The organism is Pseudomonas sp. SC11 (assembly GCF_047039205.1).
GTDB classification, from domain to species: domain Bacteria; phylum Pseudomonadota; class Gammaproteobacteria; order Pseudomonadales; family Pseudomonadaceae; genus Aquipseudomonas; species Aquipseudomonas boreofloridensis.
Genome location: NZ_CP178183.1, coordinates 4,467,046 through 4,480,982 on the forward strand (window position 1 = coordinate 4,467,046; position 13,937 = coordinate 4,480,982).

Annotated in this window: 14 protein-coding genes; 6 read left to right on the forward strand and 8 right to left on the reverse strand. The window is 64.4% G+C overall.

The window, feature by feature from the left end:
• Positions 1-28 precede the first annotated feature (28 nt).
• The 4 genes from ACK2SD_RS19955 to mreB form a co-directional block, all read right to left on the reverse strand.
• On the reverse strand, positions 29-619 hold the full coding sequence (locus ACK2SD_RS19955) for a Maf family protein (RefSeq protein ID WP_342649622.1): 591 nt from the start codon (positions 617-619) through the stop codon (positions 29-31).
• A 29-nt stretch (positions 620-648) separates the two neighbouring features.
• The gene (gene mreD / locus ACK2SD_RS19960) at positions 649-1,137 is read right to left on the reverse strand and encodes a rod shape-determining protein MreD (RefSeq protein WP_039575581.1); all 489 of its coding nucleotides are present in this window, start codon (positions 1,135-1,137) and stop codon (positions 649-651) included.
• Positions 1,137-2,138 (reverse strand): rod shape-determining protein MreC, encoded by a 1,002-nt coding sequence (gene mreC / locus ACK2SD_RS19965; protein ID WP_412460664.1) that lies wholly within the window; start codon positions 2,136-2,138, stop codon positions 1,137-1,139. Before mreC ends, mreD begins: the two co-directional genes overlap by 1 nt.
• Before the next feature lie 223 nt (positions 2,139-2,361).
• Positions 2,362-3,399, reverse strand: a complete 1,038-nt coding sequence (gene mreB, locus ACK2SD_RS19970) for a rod shape-determining protein MreB (protein ID WP_039575577.1) — start codon at positions 3,397-3,399, stop codon at positions 2,362-2,364.
• A 202-nt stretch (positions 3,400-3,601) separates the two neighbouring features.
• Here mreB and gatC point away from each other — a divergent pair, with 202 nt between their 5' ends.
• The 5 genes from gatC to ACK2SD_RS19995 all read left to right on the forward strand — a co-directional run bounded on the left by gatC (position 3,602) and on the right by ACK2SD_RS19995 (position 8,372).
• Positions 3,602-3,889: an Asp-tRNA(Asn)/Glu-tRNA(Gln) amidotransferase subunit GatC gene (gene gatC / locus ACK2SD_RS19975; RefSeq protein ID WP_029613616.1), complete on the forward strand. Its 288-nt coding sequence runs from the start codon at positions 3,602-3,604 to the stop codon at positions 3,887-3,889.
• A gap of 15 nt (positions 3,890-3,904) precedes the next feature.
• Complete coding sequence (gene gatA / locus ACK2SD_RS19980; protein ID WP_039575575.1) at positions 3,905-5,356, forward strand: Asp-tRNA(Asn)/Glu-tRNA(Gln) amidotransferase subunit GatA; 1,452 nt, start codon at positions 3,905-3,907, stop codon at positions 5,354-5,356.
• A gap of 11 nt (positions 5,357-5,367) precedes the next feature.
• Positions 5,368-6,813 (forward strand): Asp-tRNA(Asn)/Glu-tRNA(Gln) amidotransferase subunit GatB, encoded by a 1,446-nt coding sequence (gene gatB, locus ACK2SD_RS19985; RefSeq protein ID WP_039575572.1) that lies wholly within the window; start codon positions 5,368-5,370, stop codon positions 6,811-6,813.
• 77 nt (positions 6,814-6,890) lie between these two features.
• Positions 6,891-7,268, forward strand: coding sequence for a septal ring lytic transglycosylase RlpA family protein (locus ACK2SD_RS19990; RefSeq protein ID WP_039575570.1), 378 nt, complete (start codon positions 6,891-6,893; stop codon positions 7,266-7,268).
• Between the two features lie 60 nt (positions 7,269-7,328).
• Positions 7,329-8,372: a calcium/sodium antiporter gene (locus ACK2SD_RS19995; RefSeq protein WP_412460665.1), complete on the forward strand. Its 1,044-nt coding sequence runs from the start codon at positions 7,329-7,331 to the stop codon at positions 8,370-8,372.
• A gap of 18 nt (positions 8,373-8,390) precedes the next feature.
• Here ACK2SD_RS19995 and ACK2SD_RS20000 read toward each other — a convergent pair whose 3' ends face one another.
• From ACK2SD_RS20000 to ACK2SD_RS20015, 4 genes are all read right to left on the reverse strand, one after another.
• Positions 8,391-9,752, reverse strand: a complete 1,362-nt coding sequence (locus ACK2SD_RS20000; RefSeq protein WP_412460666.1) for an amino acid permease — start codon at positions 9,750-9,752, stop codon at positions 8,391-8,393.
• Between the two features lie 52 nt (positions 9,753-9,804).
• Positions 9,805-10,746 (reverse strand): AEC family transporter, encoded by a 942-nt coding sequence (locus tag ACK2SD_RS20005; protein WP_039575563.1) that lies wholly within the window; start codon positions 10,744-10,746, stop codon positions 9,805-9,807.
• Between the two features lie 182 nt (positions 10,747-10,928).
• Positions 10,929-11,489 carry a response regulator transcription factor gene (locus ACK2SD_RS20010; protein WP_029613619.1) on the reverse strand — a complete coding sequence of 187 codons (561 nt, stop codon included), beginning with the start codon at positions 11,487-11,489 and terminating at the stop codon, positions 10,929-10,931.
• Complete coding sequence (locus ACK2SD_RS20015) at positions 11,486-12,745, reverse strand: ATP-binding protein (RefSeq protein WP_039575560.1); 1,260 nt, start codon at positions 12,743-12,745, stop codon at positions 11,486-11,488. The genes ACK2SD_RS20010 and ACK2SD_RS20015 overlap by 4 nt, the downstream gene beginning before the upstream one ends.
• 215 nt (positions 12,746-12,960) lie before the next feature.
• On the opposite strand from ACK2SD_RS20015, the gene ACK2SD_RS20020 reads away from it, so the two are divergent.
• Positions 12,961-13,677, forward strand: coding sequence for an SIMPL domain-containing protein (locus ACK2SD_RS20020; protein WP_412460667.1), 717 nt, complete (start codon positions 12,961-12,963; stop codon positions 13,675-13,677).
• Positions 13,678-13,937: the final 260 nt, after the last annotated feature.

Here is a 13,937-nt window from a genome sequence, read left to right on the forward strand (position 1 = left end):
TGGATGGCGGGCGCACGTCTGGCCAGCGTTAAGCGGTTTCCTCATGCTGCCAGCAGGGAATGGCGAACTGCTCGAGCAGCTCGGCGGTTTCGCTCAGGGGCAGGCCGACCACGGCCGAGTAGCTGCCGGCGATGGCGCTGACGAATACCGCGCCAAGGCCTTGGATGGCGTAACCACCGGCCTTGTCCACAGGCTCGCCGCTGGCCCAGTAGCGCCAGGCTTCGTCGAAGGAGATGGCGCGAAAACGCACCTGAGTGGCCACGCACAGGCTCAGCGAGCGTTGGCCGTCGGTGAGCGCCACGGCGGTGAGCACCTGGTGCTCACGTCCGGACAGATCGCCGAGCATGGCCAGCGCATGCTCGCGATCGTCCGGCTTGCCGAGGATCACGCCGTCGAGCACCACGGCAGTGTCGGCCCCGAGCACCACGCCGGGCGCCGACAGCGTGGCGAAACCGGCTGCGGCCTTGGCCCGTGCCAGACGCTCGACATAGGCCTGTGGCGCTTCGGCGGGCAACGGCGTTTCATCGATGGGGGCGTGGACCCGAGTGAACGGCACGCCGATCTGGGCCAGCAGCTCGCGCCGACGCGGCGAGCCGGAGGCCAGGTACAGTTGGGTCATGTGGACATCTCCCTGTCAGTGACGACGCGTCAGTGGATGTGCAGGCGTCGGCGCAGGCCACGCAGGGCGAAGCTGATCCAGGGCCAGAGCAAGGCACTGATCACCGCCGACCAGACCAGCGCCAGGGTCGGCAGGCGGTTACCGGTCAGGGCGCTGAGCCACAGCTGGATCAACTGGGCGATGCCGAACACCACCAGGATCACCAGGCTTTGCTGCCACATGGGGAACATGCGCAGGCGCTGCTGCAAGGACAGCACCAGGAACGTGATCAACGTGAGAATCAGCGCGTTCTGCCCCAACAGGGTGCCATACAGCACGTCTTCGGCCAGCCCCAGGACGAACGCGGTGGTCATGCCGACCTTGCTCGGCACCGCCAGTGTCCAGAACGCCAGCAACAAAGCGAGCCACATGGGGCGAAACACTTCCATGAATTGCGGCATCGGCGTCACGCTGAGCAACAAGCCGATGACGAAGGTCAGCCAGATCGCCCAGCCATTTCTGCTACGGGTACTGACCATCATTCACTCCGCGGCTGGGCCGGCGCTGCTGGCGTGGCGGCCGGATGAGAGGTGGACGAGCCGTGCGCCGGCGCCGAGGAACCCGACGCGGCTGGAGCATGGCCCTGCGCGTTGCCGGTCGAGGCCGGCGCTTGGCCGGTCGCCGCGCCCGGATGAGCGTCCTTGGCACCCTGGCGATCGGCCTCCTCCTGCGCGATGGCCGCATCGGTGGCGCGTTGCTCAGGCGTGCGTCGGTCGCTGAACACCAGCAGCATGTAGCGACTGCGGTTGAGCGCGGCGGTGGGGATGGCACGAACGATGGCGAAGGGCTGCCCGGAGTCGTGGATCACTTCGTTGACCGTGGCCACCGGATAACCGGCCGGGAAACGTTGCCCCATGCCGGAGCTCACCAGCAGATCGCCTTCCTTGATGTCGGCGGTGTCAGCCACATGGCGCAGCTCCAGACGTTCCGGATTACCCGTGCCACTGGCGATGGCGCGCAGGCCATTGCGATTGACCTGGACAGGGATGCTGTGGGTGGTGTCGGTGAGCAGCAGCACCCGCGAGGTGTAGGGCATCAGCTCGACCACCTGGCCCATCAGGCCGCGCGCATCGAGCACCGGCTGACCGAGAAACACGCCGTCGCGCTCGCCCTTGTTGATCAGGATGCGATGGGTAAACGGATTGGGGTCGACGCCGATCAACTCCGCCACCTCGACCTTCTCGTTGACCAGCGCGGAAGAATTGAGCAGTTCGCGCAGGCGCACGTTCTGCTCGGTCAGCGCGGCCAATTTCTGCAAACGCCCCTGCAACAGCAGCGCTTCGGTCTTGAGTTTTTCGTTCTCGGCGATCAGTTCGGTGCGGCTGCCGAACTGCCCGGCCACGCCTTGCCACAAACGCTGCGGCAAATCGGTGACCCAATAGGACTCCATCAGCACCAGCCCCATCTGGCTGCGCACCGGTTTAAGCACGTCGAAGCGCGAGTCGACCACCATCAGCGCGACCGACATCACCACCAGCACGAGCAGACGAACGCCCAGCGAAGGGCCCTTGGAGAAAAGCGGTTTAATGGGCCGTTCCTCGTGGACGACGATTCAGGCGGTCATTGCACAGGGTCAATGCAACCACCTGCCTGCGGGTTGACGGAAACGACGCCCAGTGGACGCCAGCCCAGCGCATACAGGTAGCACTGTGTGTGCCACCTGTAAACCGGGGGATTTCAGCGAACAGCGAACGGCACGCGACTCACTCGCTGGAGAGCAGGTCCATGGCGTGCTTGTCCATCATCTCCAGCGCACGACCACCGCCGCGCGCGACGCAGGTCAGCGGGTCTTCGGCGACGATCACCGGCAGACCGGTTTCCTGGGCCAGCAGCTTGTCGAGGTCGCGCAGCAGGGCACCACCACCGGTCAGCACCAGACCGCGCTCGGCGATGTCCGAGGCCAGTTCCGGCGGCGACTGTTCCAAGGCGCTCTTGACCGCCTGGACGATGGTCGCCAGGGACTCCTGCAGCGCTTCGAGCACTTCGTTGGAGTTCAGGGTGAAGGCACGCGGCACGCCTTCGGCCAGGTTACGGCCGCGCACATCGACTTCGCGGATTTCGCCACCTGGGTAGGCGGTGCCGATTTCCTGCTTGATACGCTCGGCGGTGGACTCGCCGATCAGGCTGCCGTAGTTGCGGCGTACGTAGGTGACGATGGCTTCGTCGAAGCGGTCGCCGCCGACGCGAACGGACTCGGCATAGACCACACCGTTGAGCGAGATCAACGCGATCTCGGTGGTACCACCGCCGATATCCACGACCATCGAGCCGCGCGCTTCCTCGACCGGCAAGCCGGCACCGATGGCGGCGGCCATGGGTTCTTCGATCAGGAACACTTCGCGGGCACCGGCGCCCAGCGCCGACTCACGGATGGCGCGGCGTTCGACCTGGGTCGATTTGCACGGGACGCAGATCAGCACACGAGGGCTGGGCTGCAGGAAGCTGTTTTCGTGAACCTTGTTGATGAAGTACTGCAGCATCTTTTCGCAGACGCTGAAGTCGGCGATCACGCCGTCCTTCATCGGACGAATGGCGGCAATGTTGCCAGGTGTACGGCCGAGCATGCGCTTGGCTTCGGTGCCGACGGCCACGACGCTTTTCTGGTTGCCGTGGGTACGGATGGCAACGACCGAGGGCTCATTCAGGACAATACCGCGCTCACGCACGTAAATAAGGGTGTTGGCAGTACCCAGGTCGATGGACAGATCGCTGGAAAACATGCCACGCAGTTTCTTGAACATGGGAAAGTGACCCTGGGGAAAGCGTGGGTAAAAAAGTGCGGCAAACTCTAACAATGGCAGGGATTTTGGGCAAGGAGCCAATATGGTAAATTGGCAGTTTTTCCGAGCACGCCAGCCGATGATCGCGGCCGTATGACCGCCAGAATCCCGGCATGTTCCTCAATACGGAAGCATTCTGTTTCTGTTTTTCCTGGAGATCCCCATGGCGCTTGAACGCTGTGACGTGGAAAAGATCGCCCATCTGGCCCGCCTGGGTCTCAATGAAGGCGAACTGCCACGCATTACCGATGCCCTGAACAGTATTCTCGGGCTGGTCGACCAGATGCAAGCCGTCGACACCACCGGCATCGAGCCGCTGGCCCACCCGCTCGAAGCCACCCAGCGCCTGCGTCCCGACCAGGTGACCGAAAGCAACCAGCGTGATCGCTACCAAGCGGTGGCACCCTCGACCGAGAACGGTCTGTACCTGGTTCCGAAAGTCATCGAGTAAGGGATAGAACCTGCCATGCATCAACTCACTCTGGCCGAGATCGCCCGCGCCCTCGCCGACAAGTCGTTTTCCTCCGAAGAGCTGACCCGCACGCTGCTGGCGCGCATCCAGCAGCTCGACCCCCAGCTCAACAGCTTCATCAGCATCACCGAAGAACAAGCCCTGCAACAGGCCCGCGCCGCCGACCAACGGCGCGCCCAGGGCGAGACCGGTGCGCTGCTGGGCGCGCCCATCGCCCACAAGGACCTGTTCTGCACCCAGGGCGTGCGCACCAGCTGTGGCTCGAAGATGCTCGACAGCTTCACCGCACCCTATGACGCCACCGTGGTCGCACGCCTGGCCCAGGCCGGCATGGTCAGCCTCGGCAAGACCAACATGGACGAATTCGCCATGGGCTCGGCCAACGAGTCCAGCCACTATGGCGCAGTGAAAAACCCGTGGAATCTCGAACACGTGCCTGGCGGTTCTTCCGGTGGTTCGGCCGCCGCGGTGGCCGCACGCCTGCTGCCCGCTGCCACCGGCACCGACACCGGCGGTTCGATCCGCCAACCGGCGGCCCTGACCAGTCTCACCGGTCTCAAGCCTACCTATGGCCGGGTTTCGCGCTGGGGCATGATCGCCTACGCCTCGAGCCTCGACCAGGGCGGCCCGATGGCCCGCACCGCCGAAGACTGCGCGCTGTTGCTGCAAGCCATGGCCGGCTTCGACCCGAACGACTCCACCAGCGTCGACGAGCCGGTACCCGACTACAGCGCCAACCTGAACGCCCCGCTCGAGGGCCTGCGCATCGGCCTGCCGAAGGAGTACTTCGGTGCCGGCCTCGATCCGCGCATCGGCGAATTGGTGCACAACAGCGTCAAGGCGCTGGAAAAGCTCGGCGCGGTGGTCAAGGAAATCAGCCTGCCGAACATGCAGCATGCCATCCCGGCCTACTACGTGATCGCCCCGGCCGAAGCCTCCTCCAACCTGTCACGCTTCGACGGCGTGCGCTTCGGCCACCGCTGCGAAAACCCCAAAGACCTCACGGACCTGTACAAGCGCTCGCGCGGCGAGGGTTTCGGCCCTGAAGTGCAGCGCCGGATCATGGTCGGCACCTACGCCCTGTCGGCTGGCTACTACGATGCCTACTACGTCAAGGCCCAGCAAATCCGCCGCCTGATCAAGAACGACTTCATGACGGCCTTCGAGCAGGTCGACGTGATCCTCGGCCCGACCACGCCGAACCTGGCCTGGAAACTCGGGGCCAAGAGCAGCGATCCGGTCGCCGCTTACCTCGAGGACGTCTACACCATCACCGCCAACCTGGCGGGCCTGCCGGGCCTGTCGATGCCGGCCGGCTTCGTCGATGGCCTGCCGGTGGGCGTGCAACTGCTGGCCCCGTATTTCCAGGAAGGCCGCCTGCTCAACGTCGCGCACCGCTACCAGCAAGTCACCGACTGGCACACCCGCGCCCCCAACGGCTTCTGAGGAATTCACACATGCAATGGGAAGTTGTGATCGGGCTGGAGATTCATACCCAGCTCGCCACCCAGTCGAAGATTTTCTCCGGCAGCGCCACCACCTTCGGCTCCGAGCCGAACACCCAGGCCAGCCTGGTCGACCTCGGCATGCCGGGTGTGTTGCCGGTGCTGAACCAGGAGGCAGTGCGCATGGCGTGCATGTTCGGCCTGGCCATCGATGCCCAGATCGGACCGCGCAACGTGTTCGCGCGCAAGAACTACTTCTACCCCGACCTGCCCAAGGGCTACCAGATCAGCCAGATGGAGCTGCCGATCGTCGGTAAGGGCCACCTGGACATCGCCCTGGAAGACGGCACGCTCAAGCGCATTGGCGTCACCCGCGCTCACCTTGAAGAGGATGCGGGCAAGAGCTTGCACGAAGACTTCAACGGCGCCACCGGCATCGACCTCAACCGCGCCGGCACGCCGCTGCTGGAGATCGTCTCCGAGCCGGACATGCGCAGCGCCAAGGAGGCGGTGGCCTACGTCAAGGCCATCCATGCGCTGGTGCGCTACCTGGGCATCTGCGACGGCAACATGGCCGAAGGTTCGCTGCGCTGCGACTGCAACGTGTCGATTCGCCCGAAAGGCCAGGCCGAGTTCGGCACTCGCTGCGAGATCAAGAACGTCAACTCCTTCCGCTTCATCGAACGGGCGATCAACAGCGAGATCCAGCGCCAGATCGACCTGATCGAGGACGGCGGCAAGGTAGTCCAGGAAACCCGCCTGTACGACCCGAACAAGGACGAGACGCGCTCCATGCGCAGCAAGGAGGAAGCCAACGACTACCGTTACTTCCCCGATCCGGACCTGCTGCCAGTGGTCATCGAGCCGAGCTTCCTCGACACCGTTCGCGCCTCGCTACCGGAGCTGCCGACGCAAAAGGTCGAGCGCTTCCAGAACCAGTACGGCCTGTCGCCGTACGACGCCAATGTGCTGGCCAGCAGCCGCGAACAGGCCGACTACTTCGAGCAGGTGGCCAAGATCGGCGGTGACGCCAAGCTGGCGGCCAACTGGGTGATGGTCGAGCTGGGCAGCCTGCTGAACAAGCTGGGCGTCGAGATCGACCAGTCGCCGGTCAGCGCCGAACAGCTCGGCGGCATGCTGCTGCGCATTCGCGACAACACCATCAGCGGCAAGATCGCCAAGACCGTGTTCGAGGCCATGGCTGCAGGTGAAGGCGATGCCGACGGCATCATCGAAAGCAAAGGCCTGAAACAGGTCACCGATACCGGTGCCATCGACAAGATGCTCGAAGACGTGCTGGCCGCCAACGCCGAACAGGTCGAGCAGTACCGCGCCGCCGATGAGGCCAAGCGCGGCAAGATGTTCGGCTTCTTCGTCGGCCAGGCCATGAAGGCCTCCAAGGGCAAGGCCAACCCGGGGCAGGTGAACCAACTGCTCAAGGCCAAGCTCGAAGGGTGACCTTCGCAGGAGCGGCCTCGCGCCGCTCCTGCAGGTTCTGCGCCTGACCTGCCAGCACCGGAGCACCCGATCTACCCATGCGTTCCTTCATCCGTTTTCTGCCCCTCGCTGTGCTCGCCGTCCTCGGCGGCTGCGCCAACCACGCCATCGATCCGCGCGGCTACGACGAAACCGGCACGGCCTCGTACTACGGTGCACGCCACCACGGCAACCGCACCGCCAGCGGCGAACCCTTCAACCAGCATGGCCTGACCGCCGCCCATCGCTCCCTGGCGTTCGGCAGCCGGGTGCTGGTGACCAACCTGTCCAACCAACGCAGCGTCGTGGTGCGTATCAACGATCGCGGTCCGCACACCCGCGGCCGGCTCATCGACCTATCCCGGGCTGCCGCTGAAAAAATCGGCATGCTGCGTAGCGGAACGGCGCGCGTGCGGGTACAAGGATTGAGCGACTGACCTGACGGGAGCTGTACCATTTTCGACCTAGCCACCCTTCCCACCTTCAGCCTCCTGCAATTGGGCCTGGGCCTCGTGCTGCTGGTGCTCGGCGCCGAGCTGCTGGTACGCGCCGCCTTGCGCCTGGCGGTGCGCCTGCACGTCAGGCCACTGATCATCGGCCTGAGCCTGGTCGCCTTCGGCAGCACCGCGCCACAACTGACCGTCAGCCTGCAAGCCGCCTACCAGGGCGCGCCTGACGTGGCAATCGGCAGCGTGATCGGCAGCAACATCTTCAATGTCCTGGTGATCCTCGGCCTGGCCGCACTGATCATCCCGCTGCGCGTTTCGCGGCAACTGGTGCGCCTGGACATTCCGCTGATGATCGCCGCCAGTGCGCTGGTCTACCTGCTGGCCGCCAACGCAGAGCTGGGCCGTTTCGAAGGCCTGTTGCTGCTGTTGGGATTGCTCGGCTACCTGGGCATGCTGTGGCATCAGTCACGTCACTACGCGCGCACCTATCCGGCCCCGGACACAGGCCATCGCAGCGCCGCACGCTTCTGGAGCTTAGTGTTACTGCAGGTGATCGGTGGGCTGGTATTGCTGAGCCTGGGCGGGCATCTGTTGTTGCAGGCCGCAGTCGAGGTCGCCACCGACCTGGGACTGTCAGAGCGCGTCATCGGCTTGACCGTGGTCGCGGTCTGCACCTCATTGCCGGAACTGGCGGCGGCGTTGATCGCCGCCTTGCGCGGGGAGCGCGAGATCGCGGTGGGCACCGTGATCGGCAGCAATCTGTTCAACCTGCTGGGCGTGTTGGGCCTGACGGCGCTGATCACGCCCGAGCCGCTGTCGATCTCGCCCAATGCCCTGGACTTCGACTTGCCAGTCATGCTCGGCGTCGCGGCGCTGAGCCTGCCGGTGTTCTATTCCGGTTATCGCATCACCCGCGCCGAGGGCCTGGTGTTCCTGGCGCTGTACCTGGCCTACGGCCTGCACGTGGTGGCCTTCACCACAGGCCTGCCGCTGGCCGAACGCCTGGAACGACTGATGCTGCTGTATGTGCTGCCGGTGCTCGGTGCCGTGCTGCTCTACACCACCGTTCGCGCCTGGCGCCGACAGCACTGAGCAGCCCGCTCGGCAGGATCAGGCGCCGCTCTGACGGCGCTTCTTCAAGCGAAACGCTACCCACAGTGCGGCAATCCACAAGGGAATCAGCAGCACCGAAATGCGCACCGGCGGCGTCAGGTACATCACCACCAGGATCAACACGATGAAGGCCAGGCACAGGTAGTTGGTCAGCGGGTGTCCCAAGCTGCGGTAGAACGGCACGATGCCCGCCGCCTGCTTGGCCTTGCGGAACTTCAGGTGGGTGATGCTGATGCTCGCCCAGTTGATCACCAGCGCCGACACCGCCAGGGCCATCAGCAAGCCGAACGCTTCGCCCGGCATCACATAGTTGATGACCACGCACAGGCCAGTGGCCAGCGCCGAAACGCCCAGCGCCACCAGCGGCACGCCGCGTCGATTGACGGTGAGCAGTTGACGCGGCGCGTCGCCTTGGCTGGCCAGGCCGAACAGCATGCGGCTGTTGGCGTAGACGCAACTGTTGTACACCGACAGCGCCGCGGTGAGCACCACGACGTTGAGCACGGTCGCCACCACATCGCTGTCCAGCGCGTGGAAGATCATCACGAACGGGCTACCGCCCTGCACCACCTTCTGCCACGGGTACAGCGCCAGCAGCACGGCCAGGGCACCGATGTAGAAGATCAGGATGCGGTACACCACCTGATTGGTCGCCTTGGGAATGCTGCGCCGCGGGTCGTCCGCTTCGGCAGCGGTGATGCCGACCAGCTCCAGGCCGCCGAAGGAAAACATGATCACCGCCAGCGCCATCACCAATCCGGTGATGCCGTTGGGAAAGAACCCGCCGTAGTGCCACAGGTTGGCCACGCTGGCATCCGGGCCGCCATGCCCGGTACTCAGCAACCAGGCACCGAAGCCGATCATGCTGACGATGGCCACGACTTTGACCAGCGCGAACCAGAACTCCATCTCGCCATAGACCTTCACCTGGGTCAGGTTGATGGCGTTGATCACCACGAAGAAGATCGCCGCCGTGGCCCAGGTCGGAAACGTGGGCCACCAGTACTGCACGTAGATGCCCACCGCCGTCAGTTCGGCCATGCCGACCAGCACGTAGACCACCCAGTAGTTCCATCCGGAGACGAAACCTGCGAACTCGCTCCAGTAGCGATGGGCGAAGTGGCTGAAGCTACCGGCCACCGGTTCCTCGACCACCATCTCGCCGAGCTGGCGCATGATCAGGAAGGCCATCAGCCCGGCGATCGCATAACCCAGCAGCACCGAAGGGCCAGCCAACTGGATGGTCTGGGCGATACCCAAGAACAGGCCGGTACCGATGGCACCGCCCAACGCGATCAGCTGGATATGGCGGTTCTTCAGCCCGCGTTGCAACCCCTCGGGCGTGCTCTGGTCTTGCATGAAGTGTCCTTTGATGGCGAAGTTCTTGTGATTGAGGCTAGGGTGCCGACGGCTAGATCCATCCGCCCCACTGCAGGATGAAGATGCCGATATTGGTGGTGATCGCCGCCATCAACGTGGTGATGACGATGATCGAGGCGGCCAGCTCATGGTTGCCGCCGGCCGCACGGGCCATGACGTAGCTGGCCGCAGCGGTCGGGCTGCCAATGTAGAGGAACAGGATGCCCAACTCGGCCCCGCGGAATCCACAGAGCCAGGCACCGAGCGTACCGAACAGCGGCAGCCAGACCATCTTCACCAGGCTGGCATCCACCGCCAGCTTGCCGCTGTCGCGCAGCGCCGCCAGCGACAAGGTGCCGCCGATGCAGATCAGCGCCAGTGGCAGGGTCATCTGCGCCAGGTAATCGCCGGAGGTGAGCAGCCAGTTCGGCAGCGGCACCTGAGCATAGGCCATGGGCGTGGCCAGCAGCACGCTGAGGATCAACGGGTTGCTGAAGATGCTTTTGCACAGGCTCCACGGATCGGACTTGAGGCTCGGGCTGTACACCGCCAGCACCACGGTCGACAGCGAGTTGTACATCAGGATCACCAGCCCGGCCAGCACCGCGCCGAGGGAGATACCGTAGTCGCCATACAGGCTGGCGGCCAGCGCCAGGCCGATTACCCCGTTGTTACCGCGAAAGGCGCCCTGGGTATAGATGCCGCGATCCGCAGGCGGGCTGCGCCAGATCGCCAGTCCCCAGGACAGGCCGAAGCCGAGCAAGGTGGCGACGATGAAGTAAAGGATGACGCCGGGCTTGACCGCCGAAGACAGGTCGGCGTGATAGATGCCCAGGAACAACAGCGCCGGCATGCAGGCATTGAACACCAGCGATGAGGCGACTTTGATGAAGTTGTCGTCGATCAGGTGAATGCGTCTGAGCAGCACGCCCAGGAACAGCATGGCGAAGACCGGTGCCGTGATGTTCAGCGTCTGGATGAGAAGGGCGAGCATTGCCACGATCCTGGAAGGGGTTTGCCGTTTAGGGCGCTGATGATACGCCAACGGCCGGTATTTGCGGGGATCGCGGGGCTCTAGGAGAGAAACTTCTGTCAGATTGGCAGATCTGACCTGCGCAGAATGGGCCCGGTTGGCGCAGTCCTGGCGGGCTGCACCCATCGGGCCAGAAGGCAGCCTCAGCGGCGCACAGGGCGCTTCTGCAACTTGCGCTGCAAGGTGCGTCGGTGCATGCCCAGCGCCCGCGCCGTCGCCGAGATGTTGCCCTCGTGCTCGGCCAGCACGCGCTGGATGTGCTCCCACTGCAGGCGATCAACCGACATCGGGTTTTCCGGCACCAAGGTGTCCAGGTCGGCATGCTCGGACAGCAGCGCCGCCAACACGTCGTCGGCGTCGGCCGGCTTGCACAGGTAATTGCAGGCACCGCGCTTGATCGCTTCCACCGCCGTGGCGATGCTGGAATAACCAGTCAGGATCAGCACACGCATTTCCGGGTCCAGCTCCAGCAACTTGGGCAGCAGCACCAGGCCCGAATCGCCGTCCATTTTCAGGTCCAGCGTGGCGTAGTCGGGCAGGTCCTGCAGGGCCAATTCCAACCCGGCCTCGGCACTGGACGCTGTGCTCACGCGAAAGCCGCGGCGGCTCATGGCGCGCGCCATGACGCGGGTGAAAGTGGCGTCGTCATCCACCAGCAGCAGGTGCGGCAGCTCTTCGCTTTCGATCTGGTTCTCGTCGCTCATCGTTCATCTCCTCGCGTGCCATGGGGCAGGCGCAGCTCGGTCAGGGTGCCGCCCTCTTCATGACTGTAGAGTTTCACCGAGCCCCCCGCGCGGGTCACGCTGGCCTTGCTCAGGAACAGGCCCAGGCCGAAGCCTTTGCCCTTGGTGGTAAAGAAGGGTTTGCCAATCGCCTCGGCAATGGCCACCGGCACGCCGGGGCCATGGTCGCGAATGCTGATCAGGATGTCCTGGGCGTCCCAGTCCAGGCGCACTTCCAGATCGTCCGGGCAGGCATCGGCGGCGTTGTTCAACAGGTTGAGCAGCGCCTGGGTCAAGTCCGGAGGCGGCGTCAGCGAAGGCACCTGACCGTCGCGCAGGCGCTGGAAGCGGTAGCTGGCCTCAGGACGCATCAGGTGCCAGCGGTTGAGCGCCTCGTCGAGCCAGGCCGTGACCTCCTGCTCGGGCACGTTCATGCGCCGATTGGCTTCAGCGGCGCGCACCAATTGCTGCAGGGTCTGCTTGCACAGCTTGACCTGGTCCTGGAGCACCGCGAGGTCTTCCTGCAACTGCGCATCGCTGTGGTCCTGGCGCATCTCGTTGATCAGCACGCTCATGGTCGCCAACGGCGTACCCAGCTCATGGGCCGCGCCGGCCGCCTGGGTGGCCACGGCCAGCAACTGCTCGTCGCGCAAGCTGTCTTCGCGGCGCTCGGCACGCAATTGCTCCTGTCGACGCAACTCCTCGGCCATGCGTGCGGCAAAGAAGGTGATCACCGCAGCCGCCAGAGCAATGCTCAGCCACATGCCGTAGACCTGCATGGTGTCGCGCGCCAGCGGCAGCGTTTCCAGTGGATAGAACTGCACCAGCAGCAGGCTGTAGGCGACCAGCGCGATGCCCGACAGCAGCAGCGAATAGATCCACGGCAGGGTCACCGCCGCGATCGCCAACGGCACCAGGTAATAGGACACGAAGGGGTTGGTCGAGCCACCGGAGTAGTACAGCAGGGCGCTGTGGATGAGCAGGTCGCAGGCCAATTGCAGGGCATACTCGAGCTCGGTCACCGGTAAGGTCAGGCGCAGGCGCAGGGCGGTGAAGGCACACAGCAGGGACGACAAGGCCAGGGTGGCGGCCAGTGAGAACCACGGCAGCGGCAGCAGCTCGGTCCAGTAGGCGACGCCCACGGAGCCTGCCTGGGCAGCCAGAACCAGAATGCGGATGATGGTCAGGCGCCAGAGGTTCTGACGCGTGGCGGACATCGGATGTGCGGGGGCGAGCATGAGCTCTCCTGATGAGTGCTCCAGGACAATCGGCTGGAGTATACCGAAGCCAGGCACTGGCCTGCAGCCATGCGGCAAACCGCCACAGGTTTCGCGCGTGCCATACTCTGTCACAAAGTCGTGATGGCATCGTTGAACCCACTGCCCGCTTTTCCAGTCTGAACGGCCATGCGGGACGCGACTGTTCCCCGCGCCTTCCATCCAAGGAGTGATACATGCAGATTTCCCGTTGCAGCGCCGCGTTCGCCCTGTCCTGTGGCCTGTTCGCCAGCCTGCCGGCCTTCGCCGCCGACGAGCCGCGTTACAACCAGGTCTCGCTGCGCGCCGAAGTCAGCAAGGAAGTGGCCCGCGACCTGATGGTCGTCACCCTCTACAGCGAAGCGCAGGACAACGATCCGGGCAAGCTCGCCAAGCAGATCACCGAAACCATGAACAAGGCCGTGCAGCAGGCGCGCGAAGTCAAAGAGGTGAAGATCAGCCAGGGCAGCCGCAACAGCTACCCGATCTACGACAACAAAGGTCAGAAGATCACCGGCTGGCGCGAACGCGCCGAGTTGCGCCTGGAAAGCGCGGACTTCCCGGCCCTGTCCAAGCTCACCGGCGATCTGCTGCAAACCCTGAAAATGGGTGGCATGGACTTCTCCATCGCCCCGGCCACGCGCAAGGCCAGCGAAGACGACCTGCTCAAGGAGGCGGTCAACGCCTTCAAGGCCCGCGCCCAATTGGCCACCGAAGCGCTCGGCGGCAGCGGCTACAAGGTGGTCAACCTCAACCTCAACAGCAGTGGCTACCCGCGCCCCTACCTGCGCAGCGCGCCGATGGCAATGAAGGCCATGGCCGCCGACGAGGCCGCCCCTTCGCCTGACGTCGAGGCGGGCACCAGCGAAGTCAGCATGAATGCCGATGGCCTGATCGAAGTGCAAATGCCCTGACTTGGGCGTGCACTCAACGCAACCTCGGGGCCGCATTGCGGCCCCGATCGTTTGACGCCCACAGTCAGCATCAACCTGCTCTTACCCCGCCCCATCACTACCCATCCGAATGCCCCTACGCACTTAGAGCGCGCATCCTACATCCCCATTCCCGCCGAAACATGTCGCAAAATGCCGGTTTTTTTGTTGCGCAAACGTTCAACCACGGCAAAAGTTACAACAATGCGACATCCATGTACGCCCGTGCCACCTTTCCGGGA

Coding starts and splice junctions, on each gene's coding strand:
- mreB (WP_039575577.1), bottom strand. CDS start 3,399: ATGTTCAAGAAACTGCGTGGCATGTTTTCCAGCGATCTGTCCATCGAC.
- ACK2SD_RS19955 (WP_342649622.1), bottom strand. CDS start 619: ATGACCCAACTGTACCTGGCCTCCGGCTCGCCGCGTCGGCGCGAGCTG.
- mreD (WP_039575581.1), bottom strand. CDS start 1,137: ATGGTCAGTACCCGTAGCAGAAATGGCTGGGCGATCTGGCTGACCTTC.
- gatC (WP_029613616.1), top strand. CDS start 3,602: ATGGCGCTTGAACGCTGTGACGTGGAAAAGATCGCCCATCTGGCCCGC.
- ACK2SD_RS20005 (WP_039575563.1), bottom strand. CDS start 10,746: ATGCTCGCCCTTCTCATCCAGACGCTGAACATCACGGCACCGGTCTTC.
- ACK2SD_RS19990 (WP_039575570.1), top strand. CDS start 6,891: ATGCGTTCCTTCATCCGTTTTCTGCCCCTCGCTGTGCTCGCCGTCCTC.
- ACK2SD_RS20015 (WP_039575560.1), bottom strand. CDS start 12,745: ATGCTCGCCCCCGCACATCCGATGTCCGCCACGCGTCAGAACCTCTGG.
- ACK2SD_RS20010 (WP_029613619.1), bottom strand. CDS start 11,489: ATGAGCGACGAGAACCAGATCGAAAGCGAAGAGCTGCCGCACCTGCTG.
- ACK2SD_RS20020 (WP_412460667.1), top strand. CDS start 12,961: ATGCAGATTTCCCGTTGCAGCGCCGCGTTCGCCCTGTCCTGTGGCCTG.
- gatA (WP_039575575.1), top strand. CDS start 3,905: ATGCATCAACTCACTCTGGCCGAGATCGCCCGCGCCCTCGCCGACAAG.
- ACK2SD_RS20000 (WP_412460666.1), bottom strand. CDS start 9,752: ATGCAAGACCAGAGCACGCCCGAGGGGTTGCAACGCGGGCTGAAGAAC.
- gatB (WP_039575572.1), top strand. CDS start 5,368: ATGCAATGGGAAGTTGTGATCGGGCTGGAGATTCATACCCAGCTCGCC.